The 16,472-nt window shown below is 58.4% G+C and carries 14 protein-coding genes; 5 read left to right on the top strand and 9 right to left on the bottom strand.

Features of this window, described 5'->3' with window-relative positions:
- Positions 1-778: 778 nt before the first annotated feature.
- Entirely contained in the window at positions 779-985 is a 207-nt protein-coding gene (locus RAS12_RS21860; protein ID WP_306940783.1) for a cold-shock protein, read from the bottom strand.
- Positions 986-1,218: 233 nt separating this feature from the next.
- A complete protein-coding gene (locus RAS12_RS21855) occupies positions 1,219-2,253 on the bottom strand; it encodes an AbrB family transcriptional regulator (RefSeq protein WP_306940782.1) in 1,035 nt (344 codons plus the stop codon).
- A 112-nt stretch (positions 2,254-2,365) separates the two neighbouring features.
- On the opposite strand from RAS12_RS21855, the gene RAS12_RS21850 reads away from it, so the two are divergent.
- Positions 2,366-3,532: a pyridoxal phosphate-dependent aminotransferase gene (locus tag RAS12_RS21850; protein WP_306940780.1), complete on the top strand. Its 1,167-nt coding sequence runs from the start codon at positions 2,366-2,368 to the stop codon at positions 3,530-3,532.
- Positions 3,533-3,744: 212 nt separating this feature from the next.
- On the opposite strand, the gene RAS12_RS21845 is transcribed toward RAS12_RS21850, so the two are convergent.
- The 5 genes from RAS12_RS21845 to RAS12_RS21825 all read right to left on the bottom strand — a co-directional run bounded on the left by RAS12_RS21845 (position 3,745) and on the right by RAS12_RS21825 (position 9,126).
- The gene (locus RAS12_RS21845) at positions 3,745-5,271 is read right to left on the bottom strand and encodes a tripartite tricarboxylate transporter permease (RefSeq protein WP_306940779.1); all 1,527 of its coding nucleotides are present in this window, start codon (positions 5,269-5,271) and stop codon (positions 3,745-3,747) included.
- Positions 5,268-5,705, bottom strand: coding sequence for a tripartite tricarboxylate transporter TctB family protein (locus tag RAS12_RS21840; RefSeq protein WP_306940777.1), 438 nt, complete (start codon positions 5,703-5,705; stop codon positions 5,268-5,270). The genes RAS12_RS21845 and RAS12_RS21840 overlap by 4 nt, the downstream gene beginning before the upstream one ends.
- A gap of 154 nt (positions 5,706-5,859) precedes the next feature.
- On the bottom strand, positions 5,860-6,858 hold the full coding sequence (locus RAS12_RS21835; protein WP_306940775.1) for a Bug family tripartite tricarboxylate transporter substrate binding protein: 999 nt from the start codon (positions 6,856-6,858) through the stop codon (positions 5,860-5,862).
- A gap of 116 nt (positions 6,859-6,974) precedes the next feature.
- A complete protein-coding gene (locus tag RAS12_RS21830; RefSeq protein ID WP_371321214.1) occupies positions 6,975-8,459 on the bottom strand; it encodes a sensor histidine kinase in 1,485 nt (494 codons plus the stop codon).
- The gene (locus RAS12_RS21825) at positions 8,449-9,126 is read right to left on the bottom strand and encodes a response regulator (RefSeq protein ID WP_306940773.1); all 678 of its coding nucleotides are present in this window, start codon (positions 9,124-9,126) and stop codon (positions 8,449-8,451) included. The genes RAS12_RS21830 and RAS12_RS21825 overlap by 11 nt, the downstream gene beginning before the upstream one ends.
- 489 nt (positions 9,127-9,615) lie before the next feature.
- Here RAS12_RS21825 and RAS12_RS21820 point away from each other — a divergent pair, with 489 nt between their 5' ends.
- Entirely contained in the window at positions 9,616-10,992 is a 1,377-nt protein-coding gene (locus tag RAS12_RS21820) for a ClcB-like voltage-gated chloride channel protein (RefSeq protein WP_306940772.1), read from the top strand.
- Between the two features lie 31 nt (positions 10,993-11,023).
- On the opposite strand, the gene RAS12_RS21815 is transcribed toward RAS12_RS21820, so the two are convergent.
- Positions 11,024-11,476, bottom strand: coding sequence for a GNAT family N-acetyltransferase (locus RAS12_RS21815; RefSeq protein ID WP_306940771.1), 453 nt, complete (start codon positions 11,474-11,476; stop codon positions 11,024-11,026).
- Positions 11,477-11,496: 20 nt separating this feature from the next.
- Positions 11,497-12,849, bottom strand: a complete 1,353-nt coding sequence (gene mnmE, locus RAS12_RS21810; protein WP_306940770.1) for a tRNA uridine-5-carboxymethylaminomethyl(34) synthesis GTPase MnmE — start codon at positions 12,847-12,849, stop codon at positions 11,497-11,499.
- A 115-nt stretch (positions 12,850-12,964) separates the two neighbouring features.
- Here mnmE and RAS12_RS21805 point away from each other — a divergent pair, with 115 nt between their 5' ends.
- Genes RAS12_RS21805 through RAS12_RS21795 form a run of 3 tightly spaced genes read left to right on the top strand, consistent with a single transcriptional unit; the run spans position 12,965 to position 16,465 of the window.
- Positions 12,965-14,551, top strand: coding sequence for an ABC transporter substrate-binding protein (locus RAS12_RS21805; RefSeq protein ID WP_306940769.1), 1,587 nt, complete (start codon positions 12,965-12,967; stop codon positions 14,549-14,551).
- A 22-nt stretch (positions 14,552-14,573) separates the two neighbouring features.
- Positions 14,574-15,548 carry an ABC transporter permease gene (locus RAS12_RS21800; RefSeq protein ID WP_306940768.1) on the top strand — a complete coding sequence of 325 codons (975 nt, stop codon included), beginning with the start codon at positions 14,574-14,576 and terminating at the stop codon, positions 15,546-15,548.
- Complete coding sequence (locus tag RAS12_RS21795; protein WP_306940766.1) at positions 15,545-16,465, top strand: ABC transporter permease; 921 nt, start codon at positions 15,545-15,547, stop codon at positions 16,463-16,465. Before RAS12_RS21800 ends, RAS12_RS21795 begins: the two co-directional genes overlap by 4 nt.
- The last annotated feature ends 7 nt before the right edge of the window (positions 16,466-16,472 follow it).

Here is a 16,472-nt window from a genome sequence, read left to right as displayed (position 1 = left end):
CTTTCAATCCTTTGACTGAACAAACATCTTGCTTGAGCGCCAGCTGGCGCGCCATCATCCATTTGGCGGATACGCCGGATTTCATGTGAACCCTGTGGAAAACTCGGAATGCTCCTTTTAAGGAGTTCTCAGATTCCAGCCAACGCCTGCGTTCAAGTGACGTCGAGTAGCGGTGTGAAAATCTCACGCACTCATCACAACCACCCGGATTGAGCGTCTCGAACGATCAGTATCCCCATTTCTATCCACAGGCTGAGAGGTCGATTTTTCGACCCCAAACGTCGAATTCTGTGCATAACCTGGGTGGGGATATCTTTGTGAACAACCTTGCTTCACTGGCCCCAAAATTGAGGTCCGAGCATCCCGGCGATAATCAACACTAACGCGCGCACATCAAAAGATTCATGTGAAAAATCATGCTAAATGCCCGTTTTCCCTAGGGAAAGGCCTGTTTTGCCGGTGAATGCAGGGGAACACTCCATTCAATGGAAACCAGAAATAGAGCCACTGCGGGATCAGATTTTTCACTGCACAATCTGTGCAAAACTATGCAATCAGCGATGCATCTGCTTCATTACTGATCATTAAAATGCTCATGCCCAAAAATAATTATCCACAGACTTATCCAAGGGTAAATGGCTAAGTTAGTAAACACTAACTCCTGGGATTGAGCCGCCGCTCTTTGCGCGTCCCAAATGAAACAACGCCCCAGACCAGAAGGTCTTGGGGCGTTGCAGCCAGGTCGGACCTGGCAAACGGGAAATTGGGATTTCCCGATTTAAAGCGGGCGAATTTCGGCCGCTTGAGGTCCTTTCGGACCATCCTTAACTTCAAATTCGACTTCCTGCCCTTCGTTCAGGCTGCGATAGCCGCGGCCCTGGATGGCGGAAAAGTGTGCGAAAACGTCGGTTCCGCCGATATCCGGCGTGATGAAACCGTAACCCTTGTCAGCGTTGAACCACTTAACTTTGCCCTTCTGAGCCATTTTTCTAGCGTCCTGTGATTATGTCGAAATGCAATGAATCAAGGACGCCGTGAGAACTGAACGACCGGTAGTAGTACCTGCGTTGCTGCTGCGTTCCCGCCTGCCGTCAAGCAACAGAACGAGTCCGCGCGCTGCTTGAATCAACTGCGGAATCAGCATACTCATCCGGCAATACCGACTCATATTGTTGTTTACCCCAATGTCGCTTTTTTCTGACTCGGCCGGTAGTACCGCTAGGCGGAATTACGCTGCCGGCGAGCCAGAAACGCGTAGATGGGACCGGTCACAAGCACGACAAAAACCATGCGCGATACGTGAAATGCGGTGACCACCGGAACGCCCAATTGCAGCACCTTCGCAGTAATTGCCATCTCGGCGATACCACCCGGGGTCGTGCCAAGAATCAGCGTCGGAATGGGTGCCGCCGACCACAGCGACAACAATGCGCCCAGTCCGAATGCAAGCGCCAGTGCGCCTACCGTGAAGGCTGCCACGACCGCCATGAAGCGCGGCGCAGCGCGAAAAAAGTCAGGCCGATACCGATCGCCCAGCGACCAGCCGATAAAGAGTTGGCCAACTTTTGGCACGAATTCCGGCAAGCCCGACAGTTCCACGCGATTGGACGTCAGCAACATGGCGATCAGCATCGGCCCCAACACCCAAGGGTTAGGCAATCGCAGCTTCATGAAGGCCAGCCCGCCCACGCAGGTCAAGGCCACCAGCGCAACCAAACCGGCGCCATGAACATCCCGCGGCCCGGGCACAGTGGGGTCCAAACCCGCCACGCCCCACCATTGAAAGATGAACGGCACCGTCACCACCACGAGCAACACGCGCACGCTGTGGGCCGTCGCCACACGATCAATGCGCGCGCCGTGGCGCTCCGCCAGACTGGCCATTTCGCTGGCGCCGCCAATCGCCGATGAGAACCAGGCGGTCTTGAAATCTACGTCGGTGTACCGGCGCAACATCGCCGTGCCCATGAAGGCCAACCCCAGCGCAAACAACATGCCCGCAACAATAGGCCCCGCGTTCGCGCCGATGTGCCCAATCACCTGGGGCGTGAAGTAAAGCCCGAGCGATGTGCCTATCACCCACTGCCCTGCGTTGCGCGCCGGCCGCGGGCACGCGGTGCCCAGCCCCGCGATCCGTGTCGCTGCGGTAACCAACAGCGCGCCCAACATCCAGGGCAAGGGTATGTGGGCCCACACGGCCAGCAATGCGCCGGCCAGCGCAATCAACAAACCGCCTGCCACCCTCAACAACATGTTCTGACCCACCGTCCTGTCCAATCTATGCACATAAGAAAAACGAATTATGAGTTAGTGGGATACTTACGAATACTTTCTTTGCCATCCAGCGTTCATCTTCGCGTCCACCATGATCCGATCCAAACTTCCCGACGTCGGCACCACCATCTTCACCGTGATGAGCCGCCTGGCCATCGAACACAAGGCCATCAATCTGGGTCAGGGCTTTCCTGACTTCGATCCAGACCCCGCGCTATGCGCCTTGGTGACCAAGGCCATGGCCGATGGCCACAACCAGTATCCCTACATGCCGGGCGTGGCGCCCTTGCGTGAAGCCATTGCTGCCAAGACGCGCGAACTCTATGGTCACGCCTACGATCCTGAAACCGAGATCACCGTCACCAGCGGCGCCACCGAAGCATTGATGGCTACCGTGCTGGCCGCGGTGGGCAGCGGCGACGAAGTGGTCGTCATCGAACCCTGCTACGACTCCTATCTGCCTGCGATCCGTCTGGCGGGCGGCACAGCCGTCCCAGTGCCTTTGCGCGCACCTACCGAGACCGACCCCTACTACCGCATCGATTGGCAGCGTGTGCGCGACGCCATCACGTCCAAGACGCGTTTGCTGATGCTGAACTTCCCGCACAATCCAACGGGCGCCGTGCTTGAAGAAAGCGACCTGGATGCGCTCGAAGCCATTGTGCGCGACACCGGCGTGCTGCTCGTATCCGACGAGGTCTATGAACACATCGTGTTCGATGGCAAGCCGCATGCCAGCGTTGCCCGGCGACCGCTGTTGGCCGAACACGCCTTCGTGATTTCCTCCTTCGGCAAGACCTATCACACCACCGGCTGGAAGATCGGCTACTGCTGCGCCCCGCGCCAGCTCAGCGCCGAACTGCGCAAGGTGCACCAATTCATGGTGTTCACCGTGCCATCACCCATGCAATTCGCCCTTGCGGAATTCATGCGTGATCCCAAACCCTATCTGGACCTGCCGGCGTTCTATCAGGAAAAGCGCGACCGCCTGTCGCAAGGCCTGGCCAAGACCCGCTTCCGCCCATTGCCCAGCCCCGGCACCTTCTTTTTGTTGGCCGACTACAGCCAGATCTCGAAACAGAATGAAGCCGACTTCGCGCGTGACCTCACGGTCAAGCATGGCGTCACGGTGATCCCGGTCTCGGCCTTCTATCGCCAGCCCGACGCGGCAGAGTCCAACCACCGCATTGTGCGTTTTTGCTTTGCCAAGAAAGACGCGACGCTGGATGCGGCTTTGGAACGACTGGCCAACGTCTGACGGAATTTTGCCGTCCAATGACTATATGCGAGCAATTACTCGTATATAGTCATTGGAAATAAATTCCCTGCGCCCCCAGGATTGCTGCGGCCGATCCGGGCTGGCGCCGCCGCTTTCCCATGTTCGCCGCAAGAGATATGCCGCACGAGGTTTGGCTCACGTGACAAGGGGCGCCTTTCAGCGCCCCCGAAAATTCGCGGCATTGCTTTGCGTCAAGCCGCTCCAGCCGCCACCTTTCGAGCCCTGCGCACGCGCCGCAACACCTGCGGCACCACCACCACTGCCGCCGCCCCCGCCCACAATGCCATCGACACCGGGCTGGCGAACAGCACGCCTACATCGCCATCGGTCATCGACAACGCGCGGCGCAGATTCTGCTCCATCATGTTGCCTAGCACCACGCCCAACACCAGCGGCGCCATGGGCACGCCAAATTTGCGCAAGAAGTAGCCCAAAGCGCCAATGCCCGCCACCAGCAGCAAGTCGAACGTCCCGGCGTTGATCGCGTACACGCCGATATAGCTGATGCACAGAATGCCAGGCACCATCAACCAGCCAGGCACGGACAAGACCTTAGAAAAGAACCGGACCAGCGGCACGTTCATGATGAAGAGCAGTACGTTCGCGACAAACAGCGACGCGATCAATCCCCACACAAGCTCGGGCTTGGTTTCAAACAGCACAGGGCCCGGCGTGATGTTGTAGAGCGTGAGCGCACCCATCATGACTGCGGTAGTGCCAGAGCCCGGCACGCCTAACGTCAGCATGGGTACGAAGGAGCCAATCGCAGACGCGGTGGCGGCGGCTTCTGGCGCGACCAGACCGCGCATGTCGCCCTTGCCAAACTTTGCGTCCGGGTCCTTCGCTTCGATGATGCGCTTTTCTTGCGAGTACGCAACTGCTGCGGCCACACTGGCTCCAGCGCCTGGTAGCACACCCACGCCAAAGCCCACCAATGCGCTGCGTACAACGCTCCACCACGTAAACGCCATCTCTTTCAGATTGAAGAGTTTGCGGCCGCTGGGCTTGACCTCGACACTGTGCCCGGCCATCACTTTCTCCAGCATTTCCAACATCTCGCTGACAGCAAACAAGGCAATGACAACGACAACAAAATCTATGCCATCAGCCAGATGCACGGACTCGAATGTATAGCGGTACACGCCCGAATTCGCATCCACTCCAACAACCGAAATAGACAGGCCGATCATCGCGGCCAGCACGCCTTTTACCGGTTGTTTTCCCAACAGACTTGTCAGGCAGCAGAACGCGAAAATCATCAATACAAAGTACTCGGCAGGACCAAAAGCCAATGCCCATTTCGCCAGCATAGGAGCCAGCAAGATAATGCCAACCACCGACACGATCGCACCGAAAAAGGCAGACCATGCAGACAGCGACAACGCCACATTGGCCAGCCCCTGACGCGCCAGTGGATAACCATCCAACGTCGTCATGATGGCGCTGGCTTCGCCCGGCACATTCAACAAAATGGCGGTGATGCGGCCGCCGTACTCCGCCCCCACGTACACCGCAGCCAGCAGGATCAGCGCAGTTTCCGGGGGAAGATTCATGGCAAAAGCGATGGGTATCAGCATCGCCACACCGTTCACCGGTCCCAGGCCAGGCAACACGCCCACCATCGTGCCGATGAAGGACCCAATCGCCGCAACCAGAAGATTGGTGAGCGAAAACGCCACCCCAAAACCAATCGACAGATGATCAAGAATGCCGCTCATATCAAGGTCTCCAGCAGTCCGCCGGGCAGGACGACGTCCAGCACCTTGTCGAACAGCACGAAAAAGAAAAGGCTCATGACGACGCCGCCAATGGCGCACTTGACCCATCCGCCTCCAAACAAGCGTCCGACAAAAATCGTCATCAGGGACGTCGCAATGACAAAACCCAGCCACTGAAACAGGAAGGCGTAGGCCACCGTGAACGCCATCATTAGCGCGATGCGCGCGTTCGCTCCTGGCGGGTTCGCTTCAGTGCGGTGGCCGCCTTTGTAGACCAGCCACAGCCCGCACAAACCGATGATGGCGGCCAGAAGCAACGGGAAGGCACGCGGGCCCACGGGTTCGTACGCGAATGGGGCTTCGATGCCCCACCCAGCCGCTGTCATGAAGGCAGCGAGCGCCAGTGCGCCGATGCCCAGGATTCGATCATTCATGATCACCTTCCGTTGTAGTCGCGATCAATTCGCGTTGTTGCCATGGTGTTTTCAGATTCTGCGGCGCGCCCCTGCCCGTAACCTCCGGACAAGCAGGAGGCATGGGTGCAATCAAAGGGCAATGGGCGGCAGCGTCAGCGGCCGAAGGGCGCGCTTATTTCTTGATCAGACCAAACGAGTCGGCCAGTTCGCCGTACACCTTGACTTGGTTCTTCACGTAGGCGTCCAGCTCAGGCCCCGTCTTGTTGAACGGGAACAAGCCCTGTTGCTGCCGCAGTTTTTCAAACTGGGGCGCCGCGGTTGCCTGGTTGAACGCGTTGACCCAGAACTGGTAGTCGCTGTCCGACACCTTGGGTCCCACGTAGAAACCCCGGATGATGGGCCAGACAATGTCGTAGCCCTGTTCCTTGGCCGTGGGGACCGTGCTGAGTTTGCCCGGCAGACGCTGATCGTTGAACACTGCCAGCACGCGAATGGGGGCGCCACCTTCAAGCATGGTGAAGGCTTCCGCGGCGTCGCCCATATAAGCCTGAATGTGACCCCCGCGCAGCGCGGTAACGGCTTCGCCGCCGCCCTCGAACGCCACGAAGCGCATCTTCTTGAAGTCCACGCCAGCCGCCTTGGCCGTTAACGCCGCCTTCATCCAGTCCTGGCTGCCTACGGTGCCGCCCGCACCCAGCACGATCTTGGTCGGGTCCTGCTTGAAAGCGTCCATCAAGCTTTTCAGATCGGTATAGGGGGAATCGTTGCGGACCACGGCCACGCCGTAGTCCGTGCCGATCGCCGCCAGCCAGCGCACGTCGTTGACGTTGTATTTGCCGAACTTGCCTTGGGCCAGATTAAGCAGCGATCCCCCGGAAAACGCCACGATCGTGCCCGGCTCGTTGGGATGCTGGGCCACGATGTTGTTGTAGGCAACCGCTCCGATGCCGCCCGGCATGTAAACGATGCGCATGGTGCTTTTGAGCGCGCCGCTCTGCTTCAAGCCTTCGGTTGCCAGGCGGCAGGTCAGGTCAAAGCCGCCGCCAGGCTGGGCCGGTGCGATGCACTCGGGGCGCCGGGGTTCGTCGGCCGCTTGGGCCGCGCCCAGGGAAAGGGTGATTGCGCCAAGCGCCGCCAAGGCGGCCAGGCGCAGCTTCTGGCTGGTCTGCATTCTTGCGTCTCCGAGTTTTATAGGTATTTGTCTGGCTGGTTGTGCCCTCGGGCGGCTTCATGCCTTAACGGGCCCAGCGGACGCTACCGTACAAAACCGAAGCTTTCCAACACCTTTCAACTTTGGCCGTTTTCGTGACGCGGCGCAGCATCCGAGGCGGATTTCAGGGAAAACACCAAGGCCGCTCGCAAGCCCGGCAATGGCGCGCGATTTTCCAAAACCAGTTTGGCGCCCAGCGTTTCGGCAATGGTGCCCACGATGGCCAATCCCAGGCCTGCTCCGGACTTGTTCTTGCCCGCTGCTCCCCGCCGAAATCGGACACAGGCACGGGCGATGTCTTCTGCCGACATTCCCGGGCCGTCGTCCTGAACGATCAGACGGGCCTGACTGGCATCCGCTTCTACGGTGACAGTGACCTGACCACCATGGGAGGTATAGCGGATAGCGTTGTCCACCAGGTTGCTGACGGCTTCCCGCAAGAGCCAGTCGGCTCCGCTGACGAAGACTGGGCGCTGATGAGCCTCCAGGCCGATGTCGAGTTGACGGGCACGGGCGGCCGGTAAAAGCGTGCGGATCACGCCGTCAGCCAGATCCACCAGGTCTACCGGCTCTGGCATTACCCCCCCATCGGCCAGCGAAGCGTCCTTAGCGCGCGCCAGAGCGAGCATTTGGTTCGTGGTGCGTACGGCCCTGTCCAAGCCCTCTTGCATCGCCAGAAGGGCTGTACGGACCTCCTGGGGGTCTGTTTCGCGCAGGGCAAAGGCGGTTTGGGTCCGCAAAACCGATAAAGGCGTCCGCAATTGGTGCGAGGCATCGTCCAGGAACTGGCTCTGCACCCTCGCCTGAGCCGCAAAACGGGCCATGTGGAGGTTTACAGCGGCAACTAGGGGCAGGACCTCACCCGGCATGTCGGACGCGCTGACGGGGCTTAAATCGTCTCCAGATCGGCCTTCTACCTCTTGTCTAAGTCTCTCGAGGGGCCGCAACGCCATGAAAACACCCAGGATGATCACCAGGACGCTGATCAGGATCACGGCAAGGTCGCGTTCAACGGAGCGCAATAGCACCTGATGCAGGAAGGCTTGACGGCTATCCAGGCCTTCCGCGACCTGCACGATAACCCGTCCCCCTTTGTTCGCGTACAGCGGCGGGTCCATGGGTCGAGCCAGCGCCGCAACCCGGACGGGCGTCCCCTGATAGGTCGCGTAAAAAAAACGCGGTTCGCCAGATATCAGCGGTTCGGCAGGCATGGGCAGGCCGGGATGACCAATTTCGGCCAGCTCGTCCTCCGTTGCCACTCGGTAGAAAACACTTCCATTGGCCGTAAGCTCGAAAAATTCGAGCATCAGATAAGGCTGCTCCATAGCTAATCCACCGCTAGCTGTGGATATGTTGTGGTCGATCGCGCGAAGCGCTCCAGAAAGTGAACGGTCGTAGGCATTGTCGATCTGGTTGCGCAGCTGGTGGTTCGATAGCCACAACGCACCCATCATCACCAACACCAAAGTCGGTATCAGCCACCAGAGCAACTGCGTTTTCAGCGTCCGATTGCGTTTTTTCGCCGAAAAAAAAGCGATTTTTTTCGGACTTCTAGTTGTCAACAAGGTTCTCCAGGCAGTAGCCCATGCCCCGCATGGTCACAATTTGCACATCGGTATCTGCCAATTTTTTGCGCAAACGGTGAACCAGAACCTCGATGGCTTCCAGGTTGATATCTGCATCGTCCGTCAGGATGCGGTCAAGAATTTGCTGCTTGTTGATCGGTTCGCCACTTTTCTGGATCAGTACTCGTAGAACGGCATGTTCACGTGGGGATAACTGCAAAGTCTGTCCCAAGACAGAAAATTTTTGCGAAGCCGTCTCAAAAACCAGGTTTCCCAGAGCAAGCCTTGGATGTTCGCGTCCCCGGCTGCGTCTGATCAGTGCGATCAATCGCGCTTCCAACTCTTCCACAACAAACGGTTTCGGCAGGAAATCGTCTGCTCCCTGGTGAAGTGTTCCGATTTTTTCGGCTAGTGAATCGCGCGCGGTCAAGACCAACACCGGCGTACGGTCGTCTCGCGCGCGAATCTTCGCCAGCAAAGTATGGCCATCCATGCCCGGAAGTCCGAGATCAAGGATGACCGCATCAAATTCTTCGACGGCCAGCCTTCTTTCGGCAACCAGTCCGTCATCAGCCCATTCAACGACGAAGCCCGCATGTCTGGCCAGACTTCTGGAAAGCCAACGGGCAAGTTCGGCTTCGTCTTCTATCAGAAGGATGCGCATGGACGGAGTCCGGGGGGGAGTGGCTGGGCGGAATGGGAAAGCATGTTTGGCTTTTCCTTTATTTCTCTTTATATAAAGACTAATGATTAATAAGGCCTGTGGATAACTACCTTAACCTTGAAAACCTCATTCTTTTCATCAGCTTGCAGCCGTTTTTGCCTGTGCAAGAACTCTGTGTGGGAAAAAAGTTGAAGTTGGACAACATTTCGGACCCCCCCAAAAAACCCGGCTTGTTCAACATGCGTCCACACACTGTGCACAACTTGGCTACTTAGGAGTTATCCACAGGCTGATTTCTGGAAACGGGGGTCGGGATCGGCACTTTTACCCTGAAAAACAGCCCGTTGCCTACCCGTATTTCTGCCCTCTCAGGGTCTCTAAAACGACCCAGGAGACGCGTTTGGAACCAGGGACTTGAGGGCTCATATCGGCTAATTCATTACAGGGGACTGAACAAAAAGTGAGCAGATTCCGCCGTAGAATCCGGCCATGGCTAGAGAAATCAGAAGCAGGAAATGGGCGTGGTTGAACGCGCTCAGAGGCCGTTTATTGGCTGATAATTTGCCGGCAACGCTCTGCGCGGCGGCCCTCATGGGACTCTTCGGCGCACTCGCGACCGTTGTTTTCCGTGAGCTCTTGGACTGGACACAGATGGTGCTGGGCGGGGAAGATGCGCCGCACGGAATGGTGTCGTTGGCGCGTGGTTTAGACCCCTGGCAACGTTTCCTGATACCCGCCGTAGGGGGCGCGATTGCGGGTGTCATCCTGCAAATGGCCGCTAAATGGTTGCCCAAACGCGGGGCTGCCGACTATATGGAAGCCATATCCATCGGCCGCGGAGTCATTGGTTTTCGGCAGACCATCGCCCGCAGCGTGTCGTCTATCTTTTCCATCGGTTCTGGTGCATCCATAGGCCGTGAAGGACCCATGGTGCAACTGGCAGCCATGTTTTCGTCGCTGACGGGGCGCTTTTTGCTGCTGCCGCCCCGCCATCTGCGGCTGTTGGTCGCTTGTGGCGCCACCGCCGGCATCACGTCGGCGTACAACGCGCCAATTGCTGGCGCATTGTTCATTTCAGAGATTGTTTACGGCGTGATTTCCACGGCCACGCTGGTGCCGCTTGTCGTGTCTTCGGTAGTGGCGAACATCGTCACGCGCCAGATCCTGCATTACGACGCGGTGTTCCACATGCCGCACTTTGAGTTTGTTTCGGGCTGGGAAGTCATCAATTATCTTGGCCTGGGCGTGATTGCGGGCCTGGCAGCGCCGCAGTTTCTGCGTTTTCTCGATGCATCGCGTCTTGTGTTCGGCAGGCTGCCCTTCCCGCTGTGGGCACGGATGGCACTGGGCGGCCTGGTTGTCGGCGCGCTGTCCGTCATCAATCCGCAAGTCTGGGGCAATGGATATAGCGTGGTTAACAGCATGCTGCACACGCAATGGGCTTGGCAGGCTGTTGCGGCAATTCTGTTGATGAAGATAGTGGCCACTGCCGCCAGTGTGGGATCGGGCGCGGTGGGCGGGGTATTCACTCCAACCCTATTTGTAGGCGCGGCGTTGGGTGCGCTATATGCCAGCGGACTGCATGCCTTGTTTCCGGCGGGCGATTTATCTGCTGTATCAAGCTATGCCGTGGTCGGCATGGGGGCGCTGCTGGCCGCCACGACCTACGCGCCGCTGATGTCTATTTTGATGATTTTTGAGATGACACTGAGCTATGAAGTCATGCTTCCGCTCATGCTGGCGTGCATTTCCGCTTATGTGATTGCACACCGGATACGGCCTGAATCGGTGTATGCGAAGTCGTTGGCGAGCAATCGGCTAGCGCAGTTTCGCATCGAAAATAGTTCGAATACTAAAAGTGAGTAAAGGCTCGCATATTGAAATAAAGCCGATATGATCAGTCCAGAAGTTTTTGCATGAATACGCGGTTCAGGCCTATTTCCACGGCACGATGCGTTTCTACGTAGCCGTATCGCGTATAGATGGCGATGTTCTCCGTCATTTTTTCTTGCGTGTAGAGACGGATAAATCGGTAGCCGGTCTCTCGGGCTGTCGTCTGTGCGAACTGCATCAACACGCGTCCGTATCCCTTGCCTTGGGCTAACGGCGAAACCGCAACATTGTCTAGCAGCATGCAGTCCGCTTCGGGAATCAGCACCACAACGCCTAGGATCACATCCTGTTCCTCCAGGACGCGGACGGCGCCTTGTGCGACGAGCATTGCATAGTCATCGCGCATCGGTCCAGGCGTGGCGCCTATGCGAGCAATGTAGGGCGTATAGGCATCAGTAACGATACGTTCGATGGCGGATACATCGCTCGCAGTGGCCATGCGTATACGAAATGGCATGACAATAGCTCCCTCTGGATCTATTTCCCGATGCAAAAACTGGAAAAAATCTCGCCCAACAGATCATCGCTGGTGAACTTGCCGGTGATGCTGGACAGGCTGTCATGCGCCAGCCGAAGTTCTTCGGCAAACAGATCCAGCACGCGGTCGTCCTGGCCCGCGTGTTCGCCTGCCAGTTCCAAGTGACCGGCGGCATCTTGCAACGCGTGCAAATGGCGTTCGCGTGCCAACCACGGCGACTCGGCGCCCGGATTCCAACCGGCAATCTTCAACAGCTCGGCGCGTAGCGCGTCCAGGCCTAGGCCGCGCTTGGCGGATATGCCCAGTTCGTCCGCACCCGGCGTAAACGGTGTGGATAACAGGTCCACTTTGTTGAAGACCTTCAGCACCGGGGTGCGCGGCGGCAATCGCGCCGTGATCTGCGCGTCCAGTTCGTCGCCGGGTTGGGTCGCGTCTTGCAAGTGCAAAATTACGTCAGCGCGTTCGATTTCCTGCCAGGTTCGCGCAATGCCAATACTCTCGACGGTGTCTTCGGTTTCACGCAGTCCAGCCGTGTCCACTATGTGCAATGGCACGCCATCGATATGGATTTCTTGCACCACTTTGTCGCGTGTGGTGCCTGCGATGGGGGTCACGATGGCGATATCGTCACCCGCCAAGGCGTTGAGCAGGCTCGATTTCCCCACGTTGGGCTGACCTGCCAGCACCACGTGCAGACCTTCTCGCAAAATGACTCCCTGACGCGCTTGCGCAATCAGGTGAGTCAGGTCTGCGGTTAGGGCATCCAGCGTAGGACGCGCCTGGTACTTTTCCAGAAAATCGATTTCTTCTTCGGGAAAATCCAGCGTCGCTTCGACCAGCATGCGCAGGTGGATGATGCGGTCTGAGAGGTCATTCACGCGGGACGAAAATTCGCCCGATAAAGACGCCATGGCGCCGCGCGCAGCCGCTACCGACGAGGCTTCAATCAGATCAGCCACCGCTTCGGCCTGCGCCAGATCCATGCGGTCATTCAAGAAAGCGCGGCGCGTGAATTCGCCGGGTTCAGCCAGCCGCAGATCCAGGTCCCGGCCCGCAGCCAGGCAGCTGTCGAGCACGCGGCGCAGGACGGCGGGGCCACCGTGTCCCTGTAGTTCCAATACGTCTTCGCCGGTATAGGAATGCGGTGCGCGGAAGTAGATTGCGAGGCCTTCGTCCAGTACTTCGCCGTCTACCGATTTGAATGGCAAATAGTGCGCATGACGCGGCGTAAGTTCGCGCTGGAACAGGCGGCGCACCAATTCGGACAAGTCCGCACCAGAAATGCGCACGACGCCGATGCCACCTCTTCCGGGGGCAGTGGCAATAGCGGCAATGGGGGAGTAAGCGGACATATCTGAGCGTAGGCGGTGCGAGAACAATAGGGGAATATAACTGTTGCGCGGCTCCTTGTTTGCTGGTTAATGTGGCCCCGAGGTTCAAAACCCGAAACAACTCAGGGAGATCACGATGGCATCTCGGTTTTCGCGTGTCTTGGCCTGCGGCTCTGCCGCGGTGATGTTGGCCTTTGGCACATTCAGTTCCGCAATGGCTCGCGATCTGGTGATCGCCTTGAAGACCGAGCCCTCATCGATGGATCCGCAGTATCACGCGTTGACGCCGAATACGCAGATCTCCCAAACCATCTTCGACACCCTGGTTGCCACCGACGCGCAGCTCAAGCCGCAGCCCGCGTTGGCTGAATCGTGGACCGTGGACGGCAAAGTCTGGACGTTCAAGCTGCGTCCCAATGTGAAATTCTCTGACGGCACACCGTTTACGGCCGAAGACGTAGTCTTTACCTATGACCGTGTGCCCAAGGTTCCTAACAGCCCCTCGCCATTCACGCTGTACCTGGGGTCGGTCGCCAAGACGGAAGTGGTTGATCCCATGACCGTGCGCATCACCACCAAAGAAGTCGCGCCGAACCTGCTGGTGAATTTGGCGCAGTTGCCCATCATGTCCAAGAAGGCTGCATCTGGTCCTGCGGCCGAAGGCAAGACCACGACGGAATTGAATAGCGGCGACGGCCTGGTAGGCACGGGCCCGTACAAGTTCGTGTCGTGGAAGCGCGGTGCCGAGTTCGTGCTGGCGCGCAACGACAACTACTGGGGCAAGAAACCTGAATGGGACCGCGTGGTCTATCGCCCGATCAGCAATGCCGCAGCACGCGTCGCTGCCCTGCTGGCCGGTGACGTGGACATGATCGAAGATCCCCCAACCGATGACTTGCCCAAGCTCAAGGGCGACAAGAAGCTGTTCGTCGAGGAAACGCCTTCCGTGCGCGTGGTGTATGTCGCGCTGGATCAATACGCCGAGCCTTCGCCCGGTATCCAGGGCACCGACAAAAACCCGATGAAGGACAAGCGCGTGCGCGAGGCGCTGTCGCTGGCTATCAATCGTGATGCGTTGGTTGAACGTGTGATGGGCGGTGTGGCCTTGCCATCGGGCAATCTGCTGCCCTACCCCATGTTCGGCTCCAGCAAGGAACATTCGAAGGCGCCCAAGGCCGATGTGGAAAAGGCCAAGGCGCTGTTGAAGGAAGCGGGTTATCCCAATGGCTTCTCGATTACGCTGGGTTCACCTTCGGGCCGCTATGTGAACGATTCGAAGGTGGCGCAAGCCATCGCATCGATGTGGACGCGTATCGGCGTGAAGACCAGTGTGGACGCGATGGCGCCCCCGGTGTTCTTCAAGAACCGCGATAGCTACGCGTTCTCCGCTTACCTGGCGGGCTGGTCCGTGACCAGCGGCGAGATGTCCAACGCGTTGACGTCGCTGTTGGTGACGCGCAATCCGGAAGCGGGTCTGGGCACGACCAACCGCAGCCGCTATTCCAATCCAAAAATGGACGAGCTGGTGAAGGAAGCGTCGTCAACAATGGATGACGCCAAGCGCGCCGATCTGCTTGCCAAGGCCAGCAATATTGCGATGGATGACTTTGCCATGCTGCCGGTTCACTTTGAACTGTCGGTGTGGGCCATGAAGGGCGATATCCGCTATCAAGGCCGTCCCGACCAGGTCACGCTTGCGCAGTTTGCAACCTTGAAGAAGTAATGCGCGTAGCAGGCGGTATCCCGTGCTGGCAACAATAGTAAGAAGACTGCTGCAAACCATCGTCGTCATGCTTGTCATGTCGGCGCTGGTTTTTGCAGGCATCTACATGGTGGGCGACCCGGTGTCGATGCTGGCCAGCCCGGAAGCCACCGAGGCGCAGCGCGCCGCCATCAGTGCATCGCTAGGCCTGGATCTGCCGCTGTGGCGGCAGTATCTGATTTTCATGGGTCAGGCGGTACGCGGTGATTTCGGCAACAGCTTTCTTACCGGCGAGCCGGCCATGCACCTGATCCTGGAGCGCATGCCAGCCACGGTGGAACTGGCCTGTGTGGCCATGCTGTTTTCGGTGCTGATTGGCGTGCCGCTGGGCATCCTGGCGGGCTTGAAGCCCAAAGCCCCCGGTTCACGCGCGATCATGACCGGTTCGGTGCTGGGCTTTTCACTACCCAATTTCTGGGTAGGTCTGATGCTGATCATGGTGTTTGCCGTGATGCTGGGTTGGGTACCGGCAGGCGGGCGCGGCAAGACGGTCAGCATCGGCTCGCTGGAGCTCAGCGTGCTGACCTTGAATGGCTGGCTGAGTCTGGCTTTGCCGGCCGCCACGATCGCATTCGCCAAATGCGCCATGATCATCCGCGTGACACGGGCTGCAACCCGCGAAGCGCTGCCCATGGACTACATCAAGTTTGCGCGCGCCAAGGGCTTGTCCGAAAAGCGTGTGATGGGCGTGCACCTGTTGAAGAACATTCTGATTCCCGTGGTGACGGTAGCGGGCTTGGAATTCGGCCAAGTGATGGCGTTTGCCGTCGTGACCGAAACCGTATTTTCCTGGCCGGGCATGGGCAAGCTGCTGATCGATTCCATCATCAACCTGGATCGTCCGGTGGTGGTGGCGTATCTGCTCTTGATTGTGTTTTTCCTGGTTATGTTGAATCTGGTGGTGGACATCATCTACACGGTGCTGGACCCCCGCGTACGCCTGGATAGCCGCCGATGAACACCAACGTCACCGCTGCCGCCCCCGCGGCAGCTCCCAAGGAACAAACGCCGTGGCGGCGCTTCGTTTCGGATTTCTTTGCCAGCAAGCTGGCCACGCTCGGTCTGGTGATGTTGGTGGTGATCGTGGGGGCGGCATTATTGGCGCCGTGGATAGCACCGCAGAATCCCTATGACCTGGCAAGCCTGGACATCATGGATTCCAAGCTCAAGCCTGGCAGCGAAAGCGGCGACGGGTCCATGCGTCACTGGTTGGGCACTGACGGTCAGGCGCGGGATTTGTTGTCCGCCATTCTTTACGGCATGCGCACCAGTCTGATGGTGGCGACTGTGTCGGTGCTGGCGGCCTTCGGCATTGGCGCCACGGTGGGCCTGATTGCCGCCTATTTCGGCGGACGCATTGATGCGTTGCTGATGCGCATTGTGGATATCCAGCTGTCGTTTCCTGCCATTCTGGTGGCTCTGATGCTGCTGGCGATTTTGGGCAAGGGTGTGGATAAGGTGATCATCGCGCTCATCGTCGTGCAATGGGCTTACTTTGCCCGTGCTGCGCGGGGTGCGGCGCTGGTGGAACGTGGCAAGGAATACGTGGAAGCGGCTCGCTGCATGTCGCTGTCGTGGGGGCGCGTGTTGTTCCGGCATGTGCTGCCCAACTGTATGCCGCCGCTCATCGTGATCGCCACGATCGATCTGGCGCACGCCATTGCGCTGGAAGCCACACTGTCGTTTTTGGGCGTGGGCGTGCCAGTGACCGAGCCCTCTTTAGGCATGCTGATCTACAACGGCTTTGAATACCTGTTGTCGGGCCAGTACTGGATATCGTTCTTTCCCGGTATTGCGCTGGCCTTGGCGATCATTGCCATCAATCTGGTGGGTGACCACTTGCGTGATGTGCTCAACCCGCGTCACGCGAATTGAAGGCGGA

This window comes from Achromobacter seleniivolatilans, assembly GCF_030864005.1.
Lineage (GTDB): Bacteria > Pseudomonadota > Gammaproteobacteria > Burkholderiales > Burkholderiaceae_B > Achromobacter > Achromobacter seleniivolatilans.
This window is presented reverse-complemented; position numbering and strand designations above follow the sequence as displayed.

Bases quoted from the DNA above. Each gene is read 5' to 3' on its own strand.
- RAS12_RS21860 (WP_306940783.1), bottom strand. From the start codon at position 985: ATGGCTCAGAAGGGCAAAGTTAAGTGGTTCAACGCTGACAAGGGTTAC.
- RAS12_RS21855 (WP_306940782.1), bottom strand. From the start codon at position 2,253: ATGTTGTTGAGGGTGGCAGGCGGTTTGTTGATTGCGCTGGCCGGCGCA.
- RAS12_RS21850 (WP_306940780.1), top strand. From the start codon at position 2,366: ATGATCCGATCCAAACTTCCCGACGTCGGCACCACCATCTTCACCGTG.
- RAS12_RS21845 (WP_306940779.1), bottom strand. From the start codon at position 5,271: ATGAGCGGCATTCTTGATCATCTGTCGATTGGTTTTGGGGTGGCGTTT.
- RAS12_RS21840 (WP_306940777.1), bottom strand. From the start codon at position 5,705: ATGAATGATCGAATCCTGGGCATCGGCGCACTGGCGCTCGCTGCCTTC.
- RAS12_RS21835 (WP_306940775.1), bottom strand. From the start codon at position 6,858: ATGCAGACCAGCCAGAAGCTGCGCCTGGCCGCCTTGGCGGCGCTTGGC.
- RAS12_RS21825 (WP_306940773.1), bottom strand. From the start codon at position 9,126: ATGCGCATCCTTCTGATAGAAGACGAAGCCGAACTTGCCCGTTGGCTT.
- RAS12_RS21820 (WP_306940772.1), top strand. From the start codon at position 9,616: ATGGCTAGAGAAATCAGAAGCAGGAAATGGGCGTGGTTGAACGCGCTC.
- RAS12_RS21815 (WP_306940771.1), bottom strand. From the start codon at position 11,476: ATGCCATTTCGTATACGCATGGCCACTGCGAGCGATGTATCCGCCATC.
- mnmE (WP_306940770.1), bottom strand. From the start codon at position 12,849: ATGTCCGCTTACTCCCCCATTGCCGCTATTGCCACTGCCCCCGGAAGA.
- RAS12_RS21805 (WP_306940769.1), top strand. From the start codon at position 12,965: ATGGCATCTCGGTTTTCGCGTGTCTTGGCCTGCGGCTCTGCCGCGGTG.
- RAS12_RS21795 (WP_306940766.1), top strand. From the start codon at position 15,545: ATGAACACCAACGTCACCGCTGCCGCCCCCGCGGCAGCTCCCAAGGAA.